The organism is Oliverpabstia sp. (assembly GCF_022785585.1).
GTDB classification, from domain to species: Bacteria; Bacillota; Clostridia; order Lachnospirales; family Lachnospiraceae; genus Oliverpabstia; species Oliverpabstia intestinalis.
The window spans coordinates 1-15,874 of the sequence record NZ_JALFPR010000139.1; the positions used below are offsets into that span (position 1 = coordinate 1).

Here is a 15,874-nt window from a genome sequence, read left to right on the forward strand (position 1 = left end):
GTTCCGTGCAAGCACGGACTTTGACTCGTTGCTCGCGTAAATCACCTTCGGTGATGGCATTTTGGCTTGTATGTCTCGGGATTTTGACATATTCATGTCAAAACACCTCGCGGGACAGTGGCTACTGAATAGTTACTTTTGTTTTTCATATGGGGAATCAGATAACCGAATGGTCTTAGAATTGTTTCCCAGATATGTCTAAACTTAGAATAGCATATGCGCTATACGATGTCAACTCTTACTGTGCTTTTATTATATTAGCCATTGTGTAATCGTCCATCCCGTATTACAATCAATCATAGAGTATTATGAACGAAAGATAATCGCAGATTTTCACAAAATGAAGGAAATATATCAAAACAAGAAAGAAAACTTGCAAAATAATAAAGACGGAAGGAACAGGGAGATGACATTCAGAGAGCAGATCAGAAATCTTGCCGGCAGTCAGTCATACAGCAGAGGGTTGCAGATTTATAACAGAGGAAAAGTATTGCGTTTCCATATAGAAGAAGCAGAAGATGTTCATGCGGATGAAAATGTAATTATCGAAGCGGATGTGGAAGGGAGTCACAGTACACCATACCATGTGTATCTGATATGGAATACGGTCTGGGAGAATCTTGTAGAGTCGGAGTGCAGCTGTCCGGCTTTCTGGGAGTATGATGGGATATGTAAGCATTGTGTGGCGGTTCTTCTGAGATATTACTATGAGACAAAGAATCGGACGGGTCAGATGAATTTGATGCAGATACCGGGTATACAAAAGGGAATGGCAAGAAAAACAACAGGAAGTATCCAGCAGCTGCTTCAAAAAGGTGCACTGGTGAAAAGTCTTCCCATGATTCAGGGGGATATCTGTGGAAAAGTCCGTCTGGAACCGCATATGGTTGTGGAAAACACCGGGATCACCGTCAGCTTCAAGCTTGGAATCAACCGGATGTATGTACTGAAAGATGTTTTCGGTTTTGCAAGAGCGATAGAAAACCATGAGAAAGTTTTTTATGGGAAAAATCTGCAGTTTATCCATGCTGTTGAATCGTTCGTTCCACAGTCCCGACCACTGGTATCTTTTCTTGTGCAGTGGGCAGAGAAAAATGAATATCGGTATGGAGGATATCACAGCTATTATTCGGTTTATGGGAATGCCAGGGAAAAACAGATTGATTTGTCTGCCAATGATATGGAAACTTTTCTGGAGCTGATGAAGGGACAGGAGATCCTGGCATCCGTGTTTTACATGGATGAGAAGCCGTGGAAAATTGTGGAACAGATACCGGAGAGAACGCTGAAGATTCTGGGGAAAACGGATGGAATTGAAGTAAGTATCAATCGATTGTCGGGAATAAGAGGAAACAGATACAATATATTTTTTTCGGGTAATCAGATTATGATGGAACCGATGAAAAGAATGGAACCGGTAAAAGAATTCCTGGAATGCATGGCGGAGATCCCGGAACGGAAGATTTTTGTGGAAAAGACAGATGTTCCGTTGTTTTGTATGGAACTTCTTCCGGCGTTGGAACAGTGTTTTGAATGTACAAAAGAAAATTTTGATGAACAGCAGTATGGTGTGGCGATTCCGGAGTTTTCGATCTATCTGGATGCACCACAGACAGATATGATCACCTGCAGACCGCAGGTGCAATATGATAAAAAAGTATACAGTCTGTATGAGACCAGGGATGTGGCACTGCGGGATCTTGGAAAAGAAGCGGCAGTACGGGAAGTGATTCAGCGGTACGGGGAAGCATATGACGAACGACAGAAAGCTATGGTGATTACGGATGAGGATAAAATATATGATCTCCTGACAGAAGGAATTCCGGTATTTCAGCAGCTGGGGGAGGTATATATATCAGATACGCTGAAAGGAATGCAGGTGCATCCGTCACCGAAAGTTGCGGTAGGAGTATCGATTGACAGTGGTCTGATGCAGCTGAAAATGACAGCGGGAGAAATGTCAAAAGAGGAACTGATCGATATTCTGTCACGTTATAATAAAAGGAAAAAATATTATCGTCTGAAGGATGGAAGCTTCGTTCAGAAAGAAGACAGTGGTCTGGATATACTGGCAGATCTGAAGGAAACGTTGCAGCTGACAGATCAGCAGCTGATGCAGGAGAGCGTTCCGGTGGATACCTACCGGGCGTTGTATATAGATCAGCAATTACGAGACAATCCGGTGATTTCTTCGGTGAGGGATAAGAATTTTCGTTCTCTGATCCGTAACATGAAAACTGTAGAAGACAATGATTTTGAGATTCCGGCGGAACTTGAACCGATCCTGCGCGGATATCAGAAGACAGGTTTTCTGTGGTTAAAAACGCTCAGTGCGAATGGATTTGGCGGAATCCTCGCCGATGATATGGGACTTGGAAAAACGTTGCAGGTGATCTGCTATCTGCTTTCCGAGTATCAGGAACGTGAAATACAGGAAAAAAGTAAGAAAGAGCCGGTGGAAAAAGAGCAGGATATCGAGAATGAGGGACGGCAGCGGGAAAAGAAGAGCTCAGATGACCGGCTGCGGCGGAATGCGCTGATCGTTGCCCCGGCTTCCCTGGTCTATAACTGGAACAGTGAACTGGAACGTTTTGCTCCCCGGCTTGCAGTAAGAATGATCGTAGGAACGGCTGCGCAGCGCCGCACACTTCTGGAAGCAGCAGATGAGGGAGAGATTCTGATAACTTCCTATGATCTGCTCCGCAGAGACATCGATTTCTATAAAAAGTACCGTTTCCGCTGTCAGATCATCGATGAAGCACAGTATATCAAAAACCACAGCACCCAGGCTGCAAAAGCTGTGAAAAAGATCCAGGCAGACACTCGGTTTGCCCTCACCGGAACACCGGTAGAGAACCGGCTGAGTGAACTGTGGAGCATCTTTGATTATCTGATGCCCGGATTTTTATACAGCTATTCCCGCTTCCGTGAGGAACTGGAAGTACAGATTGTCCAGCATGAGAGCGAGGAAGCCAGTGAACGGCTGCGAAAAATGATCCGACCTTTTGTGCTGCGAAGACTGAAGAAAGATGTACTGCGAGATCTTCCGGAAAAACTGGAAGAAAATATGTATACCCGTCTGGAAGGAGAGCAGCAGAAGTTATACGATGCGCATGTAAAACGGATGAAACTTCTGTTAGATAAACAGAGCGAGGAAGAATTCAATACTTCCAAAATCGTTATCTTATCCGAACTGACCAAACTGCGTCAGATCTGCTGTGACCCGGCATTGCTTTTTGAAGAATATAAAGGAGAGTCGGCAAAACTTGAGATGTGTGTGGATCTGATTCGAAACGCGGTGGAAAACGGACATAAGATCCTTGTATTTTCCCAGTTTACCACGATGTTGAGCCGGCTGGCAGACCGGCTGGAGAACGAAGAAACGGCGTACTATATGCTGACCGGTTCGACCGGAAAGGAAAAGCGGGCAAAGCTGGTGGAAGAATTTAATAAAGAAGATAACCCTACAGCTGTTTTTCTGATCTCCCTGAAAGCCGGAGGAACCGGTCTGAATCTGACGGCGGCGGATATTGTGATCCACTACGATCCGTGGTGGAATCTGGCAGTCCAGAACCAGGCGACAGATCGTGCCCACCGGATCGGGCAGAAAAACGTAGTCAATGTCTACAAACTGATCGCGAAAGATACGATCGAAGAAAATATTGTAAAGCTGCAGGAGAAAAAACATGCCCTGGCGGATCAGATACTGAGTGGCGAGGACATGGGAAGCGGCAGTTTTTCCAGAGAAGAGATTCTGGAACTGCTGGGTGGCAAGTAAGAATCTGGGGTAACTGTTCAGAAGCTACTGCGAAGATACTGAACAGTTACAGGTTGAAAGATAATTCTGGGAGAAGGTATATATTAATCCATCCTTTCACCCAGGATTATTTTTTTCAGCTCTCTTGCTCCGGAATTCAGAGGGTGCTGATGATCATGAACCAGGCATATGTGGCGAAGAGGCAGCTTTTCGGATATTGCAATCTGAAGAACCTCCTGTTTTGCCAGAGATTCCAAAGCCATAGGTTCCGGAAGAAATGCCAGTCCCAGATTGTTTTTTACCAGAGGAAGGATCTGGTCTGTAGTAGCAGCCTCAGTATCAGGTATGAGTTCCAGCTCCTGGGAAAGAAAAAGCTGATTATAGAACTGAAAAGTGGCAGTTTCTCTCCCCAGGCAGATGAAAGGATATTTCTTCAAATCTGAAAAACAAAGTTCCTTTTCGGAAAGAGCGGAAAAAGAAGGTCCACCGATAAGGATCTCCCGGAAGGACTGCAGCGGAGTAAGGTGCAGTGGCGGTTCCGCAGGAACAGGGGTTGATAAAACAGCAAAATCGATTTTTCCGCTTTTTACAGCTGCGATAGCCTGGGGTGAAGAGTAGTTATAGATTTTCAGTCGAATTCCCGGATAGGCGGTACGGAAAGCCTTCAGCTTACAAAGCAGAAAAATATTCAGCGCCGTCTCTGTGGCTCCGATAGTAACGCTCCCGTGGGTCAGAGAAGCACTGTCAGATAACTCCTCCTCAGCGATAAATAATTGAGCCATGGCAACAGAAACGTGGGTGTAGAGCTGCTCGCCTTCCGGAGTGAGCTGTATCCCTCGATTGGTGCGGATAAATAAAGTGTTGTGCAGCTGCTGTTCCAGACAGTTCATAGCCCGGGTTACATTTGGTTGCGTGCTTCCCAGTGCCCGGGCAGCCTTCGTGAAACTGCCATATTTGGCAACATAATAAAAAATTTTATAGTATTCAAAATTAACGTTCATGGGCGTACCTCTGATATATCAAAAAATAATATATAACATATCTATTATAGCTTTTACTTATTATTGTGTCCATAGTATAATTGTTCGGAATAAAAAGAGCAAGAAAAGTGAGGCAGCGAATATGAAAGAAAGTATGATTTTTCCAAGAGAAGAAAAAACGGAAATATTGTTCCAAAAGATTCTGGAAGATCCATGGGCCTGCGAAAAACTTCAGGAAACCTTCTGCAATTCGTGTTTATGTGGCGAAGAAACAGATGAGGTATTTTCGCCGGATCAATTTTCAAAAGCTTTATTTACGGATTATCGAAATCGTGATCTCTCGGCATTCCTGATGGAAATCTGCGGAATACCATGTTTGATCTTCTGTCCATCGGGTTTAACTGCTTCGACGGGACAGATTGTGTTTCCCAGTCCTTAAGTATAGCCAATACAGGAGTCAATACATCCAAACTTTATCGGATGGAGCAGTTTGTAGAAAACTTTCCGAAGATCGAGAAACAGCTGACGGGAGAGGAGATCCACAAACGTCTGGATGAAATAGAACAGATTCATGCGCTCTATTCGCCCTGGAAGCTGGGAGTGGCTGCGGCGCTGGCGTGTGGCGCTTTTACGTTTCTTCTCGGCGGAGGACCGGTGGAGATGATGTTTGCCTTTATTGCCGCAGGTATCGGTAATTTCATCCGTACCAGGATGATAAAGCATCATTATACCTTATTCTTAAATATTGCAGTTTCCGTATCAGCGGCATGTCTGATCTATGCAATCTGTCTTAATCTAGCGGAAAGCCTGCTCCATATATCGGCGGCTCATGAGGCAGGGTATATCTGCTCCATGTTATTTATCATTCCGGGATTTCCTTTTATCACCAGCGGAATCGACCTGGCGAAACTGGATTTGCGTTCCGGTCTGGAAAGACTGACCTATGCGTTGATCATCATACTGGTGGCAACCATGGGAGCCTGGATCACGGCAATGATCCTGAAATTACAGCCGGAGGATTTTATAGCAGTACACCTGGGAACGGCATCCAGGCTGATTTTTCGTCTATGTGCCAGCTTTTGCGGTGTTCTTGGATTTTCTATTATGTTTAACAGTTCTATTCCCATGGCCTCCACGGCAGCGATGATCGGAGCAGTAGCCAATACTCTGCGGTTGTCCCTGATCGATTTTACCGGGATGCCGGCGGCTGTAGCTGCATTTACCGGGGCACTGGCAGCCGGACTGCTGGCGTCGCTGATCAAAAAAAGCAACGGATATCCAAGAATTTCACTTACAGTTCCTTCAATTGTTATTATGGTGCCGGGATTGTATTTTTATCGAGGATTTTATAACCTTGGAGTCATGTCCCTAAATGAAGCGGTCTCCTGGCTGGCTGCGGCAATATTGATTGTAGTGGCACTGCCTCTGGGACTTATTTTTGCAAGGATATTTACGGACAGGACTTTTCGGTATTGTACCTGATATATATCCTGAAAAGTGATGTTTCATTCGATAGTTTGTATGAAGAAAATATTATTGTCGAAAGAAATCTTTGCAGATTTTACTTGGGGTCATAGAAAAAGAGAGTGCTTTTTGATCTGTATATTGTATAAAAATACACAATAAAATGTAAAGTGTGATATAATGGAGAAAAGTCAGTTGCTGTCCGGTATTCTCGGGAATATTGAACAGATACTAATTTGATTACTACATAAAATTATACAATGACGGAGGATTTTTACATGAAAGTAGGATTAGCAGGAACAGGATGGAGAGCACAGATGTATGTGCGTGTAATGAAAGCGCTGGGAGAAGAATTTGAAGTATCGGCAGTGTATGTGCATTCAGAGTCCAGCAGGGAGCGGGAAGAGAAAAATTTTCCGGGGAAGGTGTATACAGACTATGACGAATTTCTGGCAACAAAGCCGGACTGTGTAGTCTTTATGTTAAAATACGGTGCTGCACTTCCATTTGCCGAGAAAGCCATGGAACAGGGAATTCCGGTTCTGTGTGAGACACCGCCTGCAGCAACAGTAGAGGAATTACAGGCCTGGTATCAGGCAAAAGAAAAATACAACGGAAAAGTACAGGTGGCAGAACAGTATTGCTTCCAGCCTTATTATCAGGCACTGATCCATATGATCGACCAGGGTAAACTGGGAACGATCAGCAATCTGGATATTTCCCAGGCCCATGATTACCATGGCATGAGCGTGATGCGACGATTACTCGGCACAGGTATGGAAAACTGCAGGATCACAGCCAGAACCTATGATTTTCCGGTGAATTATCACTGCGGAAGAGAGGGCCTTCATAAGGGGGAAAAAACCATCGTGGATACAAGAAAACGTGCAGAATTTGTCTTCCCGGATGGAAAGGTTGGATTCTTTGATTTTGCCGGTGAGCAGTATTTTAACTATTTCCGTACCCGTCATCTGACCCTTCAGGGAGATTGCGGAGAAGTTCATGATCAGCAGGCAGCCTGGCTTGGTCAGGACGGTTATCCGGTCCGGGGAAGCATCCAGAGAGACGAACTGGGACAGTATTCTAACCTGGAAGGCTACGGAATGAGAAGTCTGAGGCTGAACGGAGAGATTCTGTATAGAAATCCATATGCAGATAGAGATCTTCGTCTGACAGACGAGGAAATCGCTGTTGCCCAGATGATGGAAGGCATGAAAACATATGTAGAGACAGGAAAGGAAGTGTATCCGCTGGAAGAGGCACTGCAGGACACCTATCTGTTTCTGATGATGGATGAAGCGGCGAAGGAAGGAAAAGAGATCCAGACCCAGGATCAATGCTGGAAAAAACAGTAATGTATAAAATAAAAAACTTGAAATACCGTTTTTGACAGAGTATACTTTACCGCTGGAAAAATAAAACAACTGTGAGAATAAGACAGAAGGTTGTGTAGAAATGAGGGAAGATCATTGAAACAAAATTCAGGGCGACAGATGTCAGAATCTTTTCTGACAGCAGCTTTTTTATCTATATCCGGCGGTTTGCAGGATGCCTATACCTATATATGCAGAGGCGAGGTATTTGCCAATGCACAGACAGGAAATATTGTGCTCTTAAGTCAGAGCCTTGTGGAACGAAAATGGTCCACGGTGATCCATTACCTGATCCCATTGGGATTTTTTGCCATGGGAATCGTAGTGGCAGAAGGTATCCGGCAAAAATATAAAAATGTACAGAGGATTCACTGGAGACAGTTGGTTTTACTGATGGAAATGCTTTTACTGCTTGTGGTCGGATTCCTTCCAACAGCATGCAACCTTCTGGCTAATGCCATGGTATCCTTTGCCTGTGCCATGCAGGTGCAGACCTTCCGCAAAGTCAATGGCTATGCATTTGCCAGCACCATGTGTATCGGCAATATCCGAAGCGGCATGGAATCTCTGTGTGTCTATGGAAAGACAAAGGATAAAGAAAAACTGTACAAAGCCGGTCATTATCTTGGAATCATCGGAATGTTTGCAGTAGGTGCCGCTGTCGGAGGTCATCTGATCCTCCTGCTACATGAACGAACCATATGGGTTTCCTGTGGATTGCTTTTCGTGGGATTCCTCCTGATGTTTATCAAAGAAGAACTGGAAGAACATCCCCGGATCCTGGAAGAAGAGCAGGAGATTCGCAAGAATATTCAAAATATCCGCGAGGAAGCCAAAGAAGTAGAAAACATTATTAAAGAAGACTTGAAAAAATAAAACAGATCCGTATCTGTGTTGCTGTCCTGGATGATAGTTGCGGCATAGATACGGATCTTTCAGATGTTACGGTATTGTTTGTTCCGCTGATGCCGTCTGATCAGACGAAGTGTCCGGCCTGGTATGCGGTTGGTGTGCATCCCATATGTTCCCGAAATACTTTGGTATAATAAGAAGAACTGGAAAACCCGCATAGATTACTGATTTCAGTAATAGACAGCTGCTGGTCAACCAACAGAGGAAGGCTTTTCTCAATCCGGAAGGAAAGAAGATAATCAAATAAAGATTCATTCATATGTTTTTTGAAAAAGCGACAACACTCACTCTGACAGATATTTGCAGTTGCAGCAATATCAGCCAGAGTGATTTTTTCCGCGTAATGTTCCTGAATGTACATCAGAATATTTTTCAGACGATCGGTATGCTTAGATTCACTGTTTCCGGAACTGCTTGTCTGATGGGAAAGGTGGTTCCATAGAAACATCCAGATATGGGTGAGTCGCCATTGCAATTCCATCTCATAAGTGGCGGAGGGCTGTTTGGAAAGCATCCAGATGGCAGATAGTTCATCCAGCACCTCTTTTTGCCAGGGAATGTCAGGAGAAAATGCCAGACTATGCAGTCCGGGATGCTTTGTAATAGTGTTCAGATATTTATTCTGGATCACGCTGTCTTCATATCCGTAAAGAAAGCGGGGATGAAAGGTTGTGGAAATATAGATACAATCGGAATCATGACAGGAAGAACCGGTATGCAGACGGTTGCTGTTGCAGAAAAGCCCCTCACCGGCCTGCAGGTGATAGATGGTATCGTTAACCTGATATTGCATCTCGCCCTGAAGGAGAATCGTCAGCTCAATTTCTTTATGCCAGTGCCAGAGAAAAGACTTTCTTTCATAGCGGGAAAGCTGTTCGTAGCTTACGTTGACCGGGAAAGCATAGGTTCCGTGAGACTTTAATTCCTTTTTGTTGTTGTCTAACTGTAATTGCATGAAAAAACCTCAATATATTTATAAAGTAAGCTAATATAGTTATTGTGATGCTATATGATTCTCATTATAATGATAATTAGCAGATAGTCAATATCAGTATGTGAAAATAAAAAAGGAGAAGAAACATGAAAACAGCAAATGTAGCAGAAGCAGTAAAAAGTGAACATGCAGTTGCACTGTTGAAACAGATGTACGGAGAGAACAGAGTAGAGGAAAATGCAGCAAGATACCAGCTGGTAGCGGATGGATTTGCCAAAGAATTCGGAGATAAAGCCTTTGAATTCTTCTCAGCACCGGGAAGAACAGAGATTGGTGGAAACCATACGGATCATAACCACGGAAAAGTCCTGGCAGGAAGTGTACATCTGGATTGTGTGGCAGCAGCAGCACCCAACGGAACCCACACTGTAAACCTGATCAGTGAAACATATAACCAGCATCTGGTGATCGATCTGGATGACCTGGCCCCGACAGAAAAAACAACGGGAACCGAACCGCTGTTAAAGGGTATCTTTGCAGGACTGCTGGAAAAAGGATGTAAAGTAGAAGGATTTGATGCTTATGTAACTTCCAATGTGATCGGTGGGGCAGGGGTAAGCTCTTCCGCATCTTTTGAGATGCTGGTATGTGTTATTGTGGATCACCTGTTTAACGAAGGAAAGATTGGTGTTGTTACTTATGCAAAAGCAGGACAGTATGCAGAAAATAAATACTGGCTGAAAGGCTCAGGTCTTCTGGATCAGCTGGCATGCGCTGTTGGCGGTATGATTACCATCGATTTTGCAGATATCGAAAATCCGGCCATCCGTGAGATCAAATGTGATTTTGATGAGATGGGCCATGATCTGGTTATCATCAACACCGGAAAAGGTCATGCAGATCTGAGTGCAGAGTATTCTGCAGTTCCGAATGAAATGAAAAAAGTAGCAGAATACTTCGGAAAAGAAGTTCTGGAACAGTGCAAGGAAGATGATGTGATTGAGAATGTAAAAGCTATTCGTGAATTCGCCGGTGACCGTGCGGTTCTGCGTGCATTCCACTTCTTTGAAGAAAACAAACGTGTGGATGCAGAAGTAGAAGCACTGGAAAAGAAAGATTTTGCCACCTTCTTTAACAAAATCACAGAGTCCGGTGATTCTTCCTGGAAATGGCTGCAGAACTGCTACTGCAACGAGACTCCGGATGAGCAGTCCATCACGGTTGCTCTGGCTTTGACCAAACTGTATCTGGATAAGATCGGTCGTGGCGTGTGCCGTGTTCACGGAGGAGGATTTGCCGGCGTTATTGCTGCATTTCTTCCAAAAGAAGAAACAGAAGGATTTACAAAATATATCGACAAGGCACTGGGAGAGGGTTCTGCATATGTTATGCATATCCGTCCGCAGGGAGCTGTAAAAGTAGAATTCTAAGTATCTGAAAAAGGGTCTGCAAAGAAGAAGAAAATTCGAATTTGCAGACCCTTTTTTATAAAATAGTAACTGTTCAGTACCTTCACAGTTACGAGCAAAAATGCATTTAAAATCACCTTCGGTGATGGCATTTTTGCTTGTATATCTCGGGATTTTGGCATATTTATGCCAAAACACCTCGCGGGATAATGACTACTGAATAGTTACATAAAATAAAACATTACGCATAATAAGACAACCAACACGAATAGTCAAAAAATAATAAAAAACCCTCAAAAAGCAAATACATAATTTGCTTTTGCAATTGTGAAAATATGCACAATATGAATTGTCGGACAGGAGAAATATAATTGTAAGAACACAGACAGTGAGAACCGAAAAAATGGCGAATAACGCTGTGCGGTAAAGGTGGTGATTACAATTATAAGCTATGCGCCCGTGTGGAAGACAATGAGGGAAAAGTGCATTACGCAGTACGAACTGCTTCATCGGGGAATCGATAACAGAACATTAGATACTCTGCGTAAGAATGGAAATATGACATTATATACGTTGGAGAAAATCTGTAAAGCTTTAGATTGTAATCCAGAAGAAGTAGTAGAATTTACAGAGGATGAAGATAACACTTCCGAAAGGGAATAAAAATAAATGAGTGGGAAAAAAGAATGATTTTCGGCAGTCGGAAAGTAAATGAGCTTTATCAAAGATATTGCAGACAGGTGCTGAAAATCTTACGCAGTCCGTCTTATGATCTGACAGGTGAAGAATGTCGGGAAATATGGGATGAGATCTGGAAAGAGGCGATGCGCAGAAACAGGGAACTTCGGAAGTTAAAGAATGAAGAAGAGAGGCAGAGCTGGATATTGGCTATTGTGAAAAGAAAGCTGGAAGAGAGAAAACCGAAAGACAAAAAGTCTCAGATTATGAGACAAAAGAAGAAAGAATTATGGTAGAATGTGGGTAACTGGAAAATCAGACAGTTACCTTTTTTGGTGTGACAGATATGAGTGACAGAAGTCTGAAAGAAAATCCGGTGCATAGATATTTCAGCGAAGTGAAACAATGAAGATCAGAAGACAGGAGATGGAACAATGAAAAAATGGATCGTGATGCTGGCGGTACTTGTTATGTTCTGTCTGGTGGGATGCGGGGAAAAGCCGATGACAGCAGTGTATTTTCAGGCAGACGATAACAGCTGGTATTTTGCGGATCTGGACACGGACACGATTTTCTCCGGAACGATACCGGATAAGCTTACGGATGAAAACGGAAAGAAGCTGACAGAGGAAGATATGACGGACGGAGATATTTACCTGATCTATGGAGATGGTATTATGCTGGAAAGCTTTCCGGGACAGTATCCGGGAATTACAAAGATGGTGCGGAAAGAACAGGGCAATCAGGAAAAGGCCGATCAGTATCGGCAGGAGCTATCTTCCATGATGCGTCCGGTGGCTGTCGAGTGACAAAATAAGTTACTGTTCACTTCGTGCCCGGCAACTAAAATAAAACTTTTTTACACTAAAGTGTTGACAAATGAAAGAATAGAGCATAAAATAAGGATATCAAAAGCAAAACCGATGAGAAAGAGGAGTAAGCTTTAAAAGAAATTTCAGAGAGTGGCAGGTGGTGTGATTGTCGCATGGATTTTATAGCTGAATGGACTTTCGAGGGCAGCCCGAAATAAAGATTTTAAAGAGTAGGCACTGCCGGGAACCAAACCCGTTATCAATGAGGAACGTATGTTAGTACGTGTAAAGTGGACGATTCGTCAATTTGAGTGGTACCGCGATAATAAAGAATTTTATTACCGTCTCAAGCATAATTAGCTTGAGGCGGTTTTTGTTTTATAAAAAACAAAATTCCATCTCTTTTGCTTTTGAAACACTAAAAAAGAAAAAGAAAAGGAGAAAGAAATTATGAAGAAGAAAGTACTGGCAGTAATCTTAGGAGCAGTAATGGTAGCATCTATGGCAGGTTGCGGAGGAAGCGATACCAAGACTACAGATACAGCAGCAACAGAAACAACAGACAGCACCGATGATGCAGAAAACACAGAAACAGCAGAAGCTACAGATGGAGAAAGCTATACTATCGGTATTTCCCAGTTCGCAGAGCACGGTTCTCTGGATAACTGTCGTGAGGGATTTCTGGAAGGTCTGAAAGAAGAGGGTATCGAAGAGGGCAAGAACCTGACCGTAAAAGTAAATAATGCAGATGCAGATATGGGAACCGCATCCCAGATTGCACAGAGCTTCGTGACAGATAACATGGATCTGATCTGTGCAATTGCAACACCAAGTGCCCAGGCTGCCTACAACGCAGCAATGGAAAAAGGGATACCGGTTGTATACACCGCAGTTACCAATCCGGTAGAAGCAGAACTTGCAACGGATGACAAAATGCCGGTAGGTGCAGTTACAGGAACCAGCGATCAGCTTCCGGTAGAAGCACAGTTAAAGATGATCCGTGAGATCCTTCCGGATGCAAAAACCATCGGAATCCTTTACACCACCAGCGAAGCAAACTCTGTATACAGCATCAGTCAGTACGAAGAGCTGGCAGATCAGTATGGATTTACCCTGGAGACCGCAGGAATCACCAGCAGCTCCGAGATTTCTCTTGCGACCGCAGATCTGCTGACGAAAGTAGACTGCCTGACCAACCTGACAGATAACACGGTAGTCAGCTCTCTCCCGGCGATTCTGGATCAGGCAAACGAAAAAGGGATTCCGGTATTCGGAAGTGAAATCGAACAGGTGAAGATCGGATGTCTGGCGGCAGAAGGAATCGACTATGTCAGCCTTGGAAAAGACACTGGTAAGATGGCAGCGAAAATCCTGAAGGGAGAAGTAAAAGCAGAAGATATGGAATACCAGCTGCTGACAGAAAGTAACCTGTATGTAAACGAAAAAGTAGCAGAAAATCTTGGAATCACAGTTCCGGACAGCATGAACGACCGTGCAGTGGAAACATTTTCCGAGATTTCCGAGGGCTAAATAAAAGCGGAGGAAAAATGTGATGGATTTTATCATGACGATTGTGGAGCAGGGTCTGATCTACGGCATCCTGACTCTGGGTATTTATATAACATATAAGATTCTGGATTTTCCGGATCTGACTGTAGACGGAAGTTTCCCTCTGGGAGCAGCTGTGACAGCGGCACTGATTACACGTGGGGTCAATCCGTATCTGACTATACCGATAGCATTTCTGGTCGGTGTTCTGGCAGGTATCTGCACCGGTCTGATCCATGTGAAATGCAAAGTCCGTGACCTGTTATCCGGAATTATCATGATGACCGCACTGTATACTGTAAATCTGAAAATAGCGGGAACCAATAACGTTCCTCTGTTTTCTCAGGAAACTATGTTTAAAAACGGTATGCTGGAATCCCTCTTCGGAGAAACGATTCCGGGATACATGAAGATCGTTCTGATCTTACTTGTTGTTCTGATCGCAAAATTCCTGCTGGATTTTTATTTGCAGACCAAATCCGGGTATCTGCTGCGTGCAGTAGGAGATAACGATAATCTGGTAACTGCTCTGGCAAAAGACAAAGGAAATGTTAAGATTCTCGGTCTTGCCATCTCCAACGGACTGGTGGCTTTATCCGGTTGTGTATTTGCACAGGAACAGAAAGTATTCGATATTTCAACAGGTACCGGCTCTATGGTCATCGGTCTTGCCAGCGTCATCATCGGAACCAGCCTGTTTAAGAAACTGACATTTGTAAAAACGACAACAGCGGTTATCATCGGCTCGATTCTCTATAAAGGATGTGTGGCGATAGCCATCCGCTTCTTTGATCCACAGTCCATGAAACTGATCACTGCCGTACTGTTCCTGGTGATTCTTGTCATCAGTATGGAAAGAAAACAGAAAGCCAAAGGTATGGCAGAAGGTCAGAAAGGAGGAAAAAATGCTTGAACTTCAACATATTCATAAATATTATAATCCGGGTACGGTAAATGAAATGTGCCTGTTCGAGGATTTTAATCTTTCTATTAAAAAAGGGCAGTTTGTATCCGTAGTGGGGAGCAATGGTTCCGGAAAAACTTCTATGTTAAACATCGTATGCGGAAGCATCACACCGGACAGCGGGAAGATACTCATTGAAGGGCAGGATATTACCAAAGAAAAAGAATACCGTCGTCTGCGCCGAATCGGACGGGTATATCAGAACCCGGCAATGGGCACCTGTCCGAATATGACCATTCTGGAAAATATGTCCATGGCAGATCACAAAGGAAAATTCTTTGGTCTGAGCATGGGAACAAATAAGAGCAGAATCCCGTTCTATCAGGAACAATTGCGTCAGCTGAATCTGGGGCTGGAAGATAAGCTCCATGTAAAAGTCGGTTCTTTATCCGGCGGGCAAAGACAGGCAATGTCGCTTCTGATGTCTACGATGACACCGATTGACTTTCTGATTCTGGATGAACATACAGCTGCGCTGGATCCGAAGACCGCAGAACTGATTATGGAGCTTACCGATAAAGTTGTACGGGAGAAACAATTGACCACTATTATGGTTACCCATAATCTTCGTTATGCAGTGGAATACGGTGACCGCCTGCTGATGATGCATCAGGGACATGCAGTGATGGATCTGGAAGGAGACGAAAAGAAAAATATGAACGTTGATACGATTTTGGAGAAATTTAATGAAATCAGTATCGAATGTGGCAATTAACAAATTACGCGATGGATCAGTATCTTCACGATCACCTTCGGAGATGACATATAAACCATAACAGAAACAGACAAACAGACCGTCAGGAAGTGTGGGAAACATCCTGGTGGTCTGTTTTTTGAACTGCACACTCGAATCTGTATCCTGCGTGAATGATACAGTTATTTACGAAACGATGTACCGGTATATCCAGATAGCAATTAATCGTGTCTCTCATCCTCATTGTCATAGCACTCACAAAACCGCGCTGCGAATGCCGGTGGCTCGTCTTTGACGTACAGGTGGGAAATATCTCCGAAAGAACTCATACGGAAATATGCGATCCCCG

At 43.8% G+C, this 15,874-nt stretch carries 14 protein-coding genes and 1 other annotated feature; of the genes, 12 read left to right on the top strand and 2 right to left on the bottom strand.

Features of this window, described 5'->3' with window-relative positions; all coding sequences use genetic code 11:
- The first annotated feature begins 406 nt into the window (after nucleotides 1–406).
- Nucleotides 407–3,778 carry a DEAD/DEAH box helicase gene (locus MSA64_RS09700; RefSeq protein ID WP_287891479.1) on the top strand — a complete coding sequence of 1,124 codons (3,372 nt, stop codon included), beginning with the start codon at nucleotides 407–409 and terminating at the stop codon, nucleotides 3,776–3,778.
- Nucleotides 3,779–3,861: 83 nt separating this feature from the next.
- Here MSA64_RS09700 and MSA64_RS09705 read toward each other — a convergent pair whose 3' ends face one another.
- Nucleotides 3,862–4,758: a LysR family transcriptional regulator gene (locus MSA64_RS09705; RefSeq protein WP_022172906.1), complete on the bottom strand. Its 897-nt coding sequence runs from the start codon at nucleotides 4,756–4,758 to the stop codon at nucleotides 3,862–3,864.
- 121 nt (nucleotides 4,759–4,879) lie between these two features.
- Between MSA64_RS09705 and MSA64_RS09710 the strand changes: the two genes are divergently transcribed.
- The 4 genes from MSA64_RS09710 (at nucleotide 4,880) to MSA64_RS09725 (ending at nucleotide 8,450) form a co-directional block, all read left to right on the top strand.
- A complete protein-coding gene (locus MSA64_RS09710; RefSeq protein WP_287891481.1) occupies nucleotides 4,880–5,176 on the top strand; it encodes a DUF4866 family protein in 297 nt (98 codons plus the stop codon).
- Nucleotides 5,110–6,219: a threonine/serine ThrE exporter family protein gene (locus MSA64_RS09715; RefSeq protein WP_287891482.1), complete on the top strand. Its 1,110-nt coding sequence runs from the start codon at nucleotides 5,110–5,112 to the stop codon at nucleotides 6,217–6,219. Before MSA64_RS09710 ends, MSA64_RS09715 begins: the two co-directional genes overlap by 67 nt.
- Nucleotides 6,220–6,479: 260 nt before the next feature.
- Nucleotides 6,480–7,556, top strand: coding sequence for a Gfo/Idh/MocA family protein (locus tag MSA64_RS09720; protein WP_270623828.1), 1,077 nt, complete (start codon nucleotides 6,480–6,482; stop codon nucleotides 7,554–7,556).
- Between the two features lie 138 nt (nucleotides 7,557–7,694).
- On the top strand, nucleotides 7,695–8,450 hold the full coding sequence (locus MSA64_RS09725; RefSeq protein WP_287891484.1) for a YoaK family protein: 756 nt from the start codon (nucleotides 7,695–7,697) through the stop codon (nucleotides 8,448–8,450).
- Between the two features lie 100 nt (nucleotides 8,451–8,550).
- On the opposite strand, the gene MSA64_RS09730 is transcribed toward MSA64_RS09725, so the two are convergent.
- A complete protein-coding gene (locus MSA64_RS09730) occupies nucleotides 8,551–9,441 on the bottom strand; it encodes a helix-turn-helix transcriptional regulator (protein WP_106493521.1) in 891 nt (296 codons plus the stop codon).
- Between the two features lie 125 nt (nucleotides 9,442–9,566).
- On the opposite strand from MSA64_RS09730, the gene MSA64_RS09735 reads away from it, so the two are divergent.
- The 7 genes from MSA64_RS09735 (at nucleotide 9,567) to MSA64_RS09765 (ending at nucleotide 15,546) form a co-directional block, all read left to right on the top strand.
- A complete protein-coding gene (locus MSA64_RS09735) occupies nucleotides 9,567–10,850 on the top strand; it encodes a galactokinase (protein WP_227617419.1) in 1,284 nt (427 codons plus the stop codon).
- Between the two features lie 450 nt (nucleotides 10,851–11,300).
- On the top strand, nucleotides 11,301–11,492 hold the full coding sequence (locus MSA64_RS12080) for a helix-turn-helix domain-containing protein (protein ID WP_154433092.1): 192 nt from the start codon (nucleotides 11,301–11,303) through the stop codon (nucleotides 11,490–11,492).
- Between the two features lie 23 nt (nucleotides 11,493–11,515).
- Nucleotides 11,516–11,803 (top strand): hypothetical protein, encoded by a 288-nt coding sequence (locus tag MSA64_RS09745; protein ID WP_154433091.1) that lies wholly within the window; start codon nucleotides 11,516–11,518, stop codon nucleotides 11,801–11,803.
- A gap of 138 nt (nucleotides 11,804–11,941) precedes the next feature.
- Nucleotides 11,942–12,316 carry a hypothetical protein gene (locus tag MSA64_RS09750; RefSeq protein WP_154433090.1) on the top strand — a complete coding sequence of 125 codons (375 nt, stop codon included), beginning with the start codon at nucleotides 11,942–11,944 and terminating at the stop codon, nucleotides 12,314–12,316.
- A 105-nt stretch (nucleotides 12,317–12,421) separates the two neighbouring features.
- Nucleotides 12,422–12,671, top strand: a binding site (T-box leader).
- Between the two features lie 98 nt (nucleotides 12,672–12,769).
- The gene (locus MSA64_RS09755) at nucleotides 12,770–13,849 is read left to right on the top strand and encodes an ABC transporter substrate-binding protein (protein ID WP_178706068.1); all 1,080 of its coding nucleotides are present in this window, start codon (nucleotides 12,770–12,772) and stop codon (nucleotides 13,847–13,849) included.
- Between the two features lie 22 nt (nucleotides 13,850–13,871).
- Nucleotides 13,872–14,780 (top strand): ABC transporter permease, encoded by a 909-nt coding sequence (locus MSA64_RS09760; RefSeq protein WP_154433088.1) that lies wholly within the window; start codon nucleotides 13,872–13,874, stop codon nucleotides 14,778–14,780.
- Nucleotides 14,773–15,546: an ABC transporter ATP-binding protein gene (locus MSA64_RS09765; RefSeq protein ID WP_118567832.1), complete on the top strand. Its 774-nt coding sequence runs from the start codon at nucleotides 14,773–14,775 to the stop codon at nucleotides 15,544–15,546. The genes MSA64_RS09760 and MSA64_RS09765 overlap by 8 nt, the downstream gene beginning before the upstream one ends.
- The last annotated feature ends 328 nt before the right edge of the window (nucleotides 15,547–15,874 follow it).

Coding starts and splice junctions, on each gene's coding strand:
- MSA64_RS09700 (WP_287891479.1), top strand. CDS start 407: ATGACATTCAGAGAGCAGATCAGAAATCTTGCCGGCAGTCAGTCATAC.
- MSA64_RS09705 (WP_022172906.1), bottom strand. CDS start 4,758: ATGAACGTTAATTTTGAATACTATAAAATTTTTTATTATGTTGCCAAA.
- MSA64_RS09710 (WP_287891481.1), top strand. CDS start 4,880: ATGAAAGAAAGTATGATTTTTCCAAGAGAAGAAAAAACGGAAATATTG.
- MSA64_RS09715 (WP_287891482.1), top strand. CDS start 5,110: ATGTTTGATCTTCTGTCCATCGGGTTTAACTGCTTCGACGGGACAGAT.
- MSA64_RS09720 (WP_270623828.1), top strand. CDS start 6,480: ATGAAAGTAGGATTAGCAGGAACAGGATGGAGAGCACAGATGTATGTG.
- MSA64_RS09725 (WP_287891484.1), top strand. CDS start 7,695: ATGTCAGAATCTTTTCTGACAGCAGCTTTTTTATCTATATCCGGCGGT.
- MSA64_RS09730 (WP_106493521.1), bottom strand. CDS start 9,441: ATGCAATTACAGTTAGACAACAACAAAAAGGAATTAAAGTCTCACGGA.
- MSA64_RS09735 (WP_227617419.1), top strand. CDS start 9,567: ATGAAAACAGCAAATGTAGCAGAAGCAGTAAAAAGTGAACATGCAGTT.
- MSA64_RS12080 (WP_154433092.1), top strand. CDS start 11,301: ATGAGGGAAAAGTGCATTACGCAGTACGAACTGCTTCATCGGGGAATC.
- MSA64_RS09745 (WP_154433091.1), top strand. CDS start 11,516: ATGATTTTCGGCAGTCGGAAAGTAAATGAGCTTTATCAAAGATATTGC.
- MSA64_RS09750 (WP_154433090.1), top strand. CDS start 11,942: ATGAAAAAATGGATCGTGATGCTGGCGGTACTTGTTATGTTCTGTCTG.
- MSA64_RS09755 (WP_178706068.1), top strand. CDS start 12,770: ATGAAGAAGAAAGTACTGGCAGTAATCTTAGGAGCAGTAATGGTAGCA.
- MSA64_RS09760 (WP_154433088.1), top strand. CDS start 13,872: ATGGATTTTATCATGACGATTGTGGAGCAGGGTCTGATCTACGGCATC.
- MSA64_RS09765 (WP_118567832.1), top strand. CDS start 14,773: ATGCTTGAACTTCAACATATTCATAAATATTATAATCCGGGTACGGTA.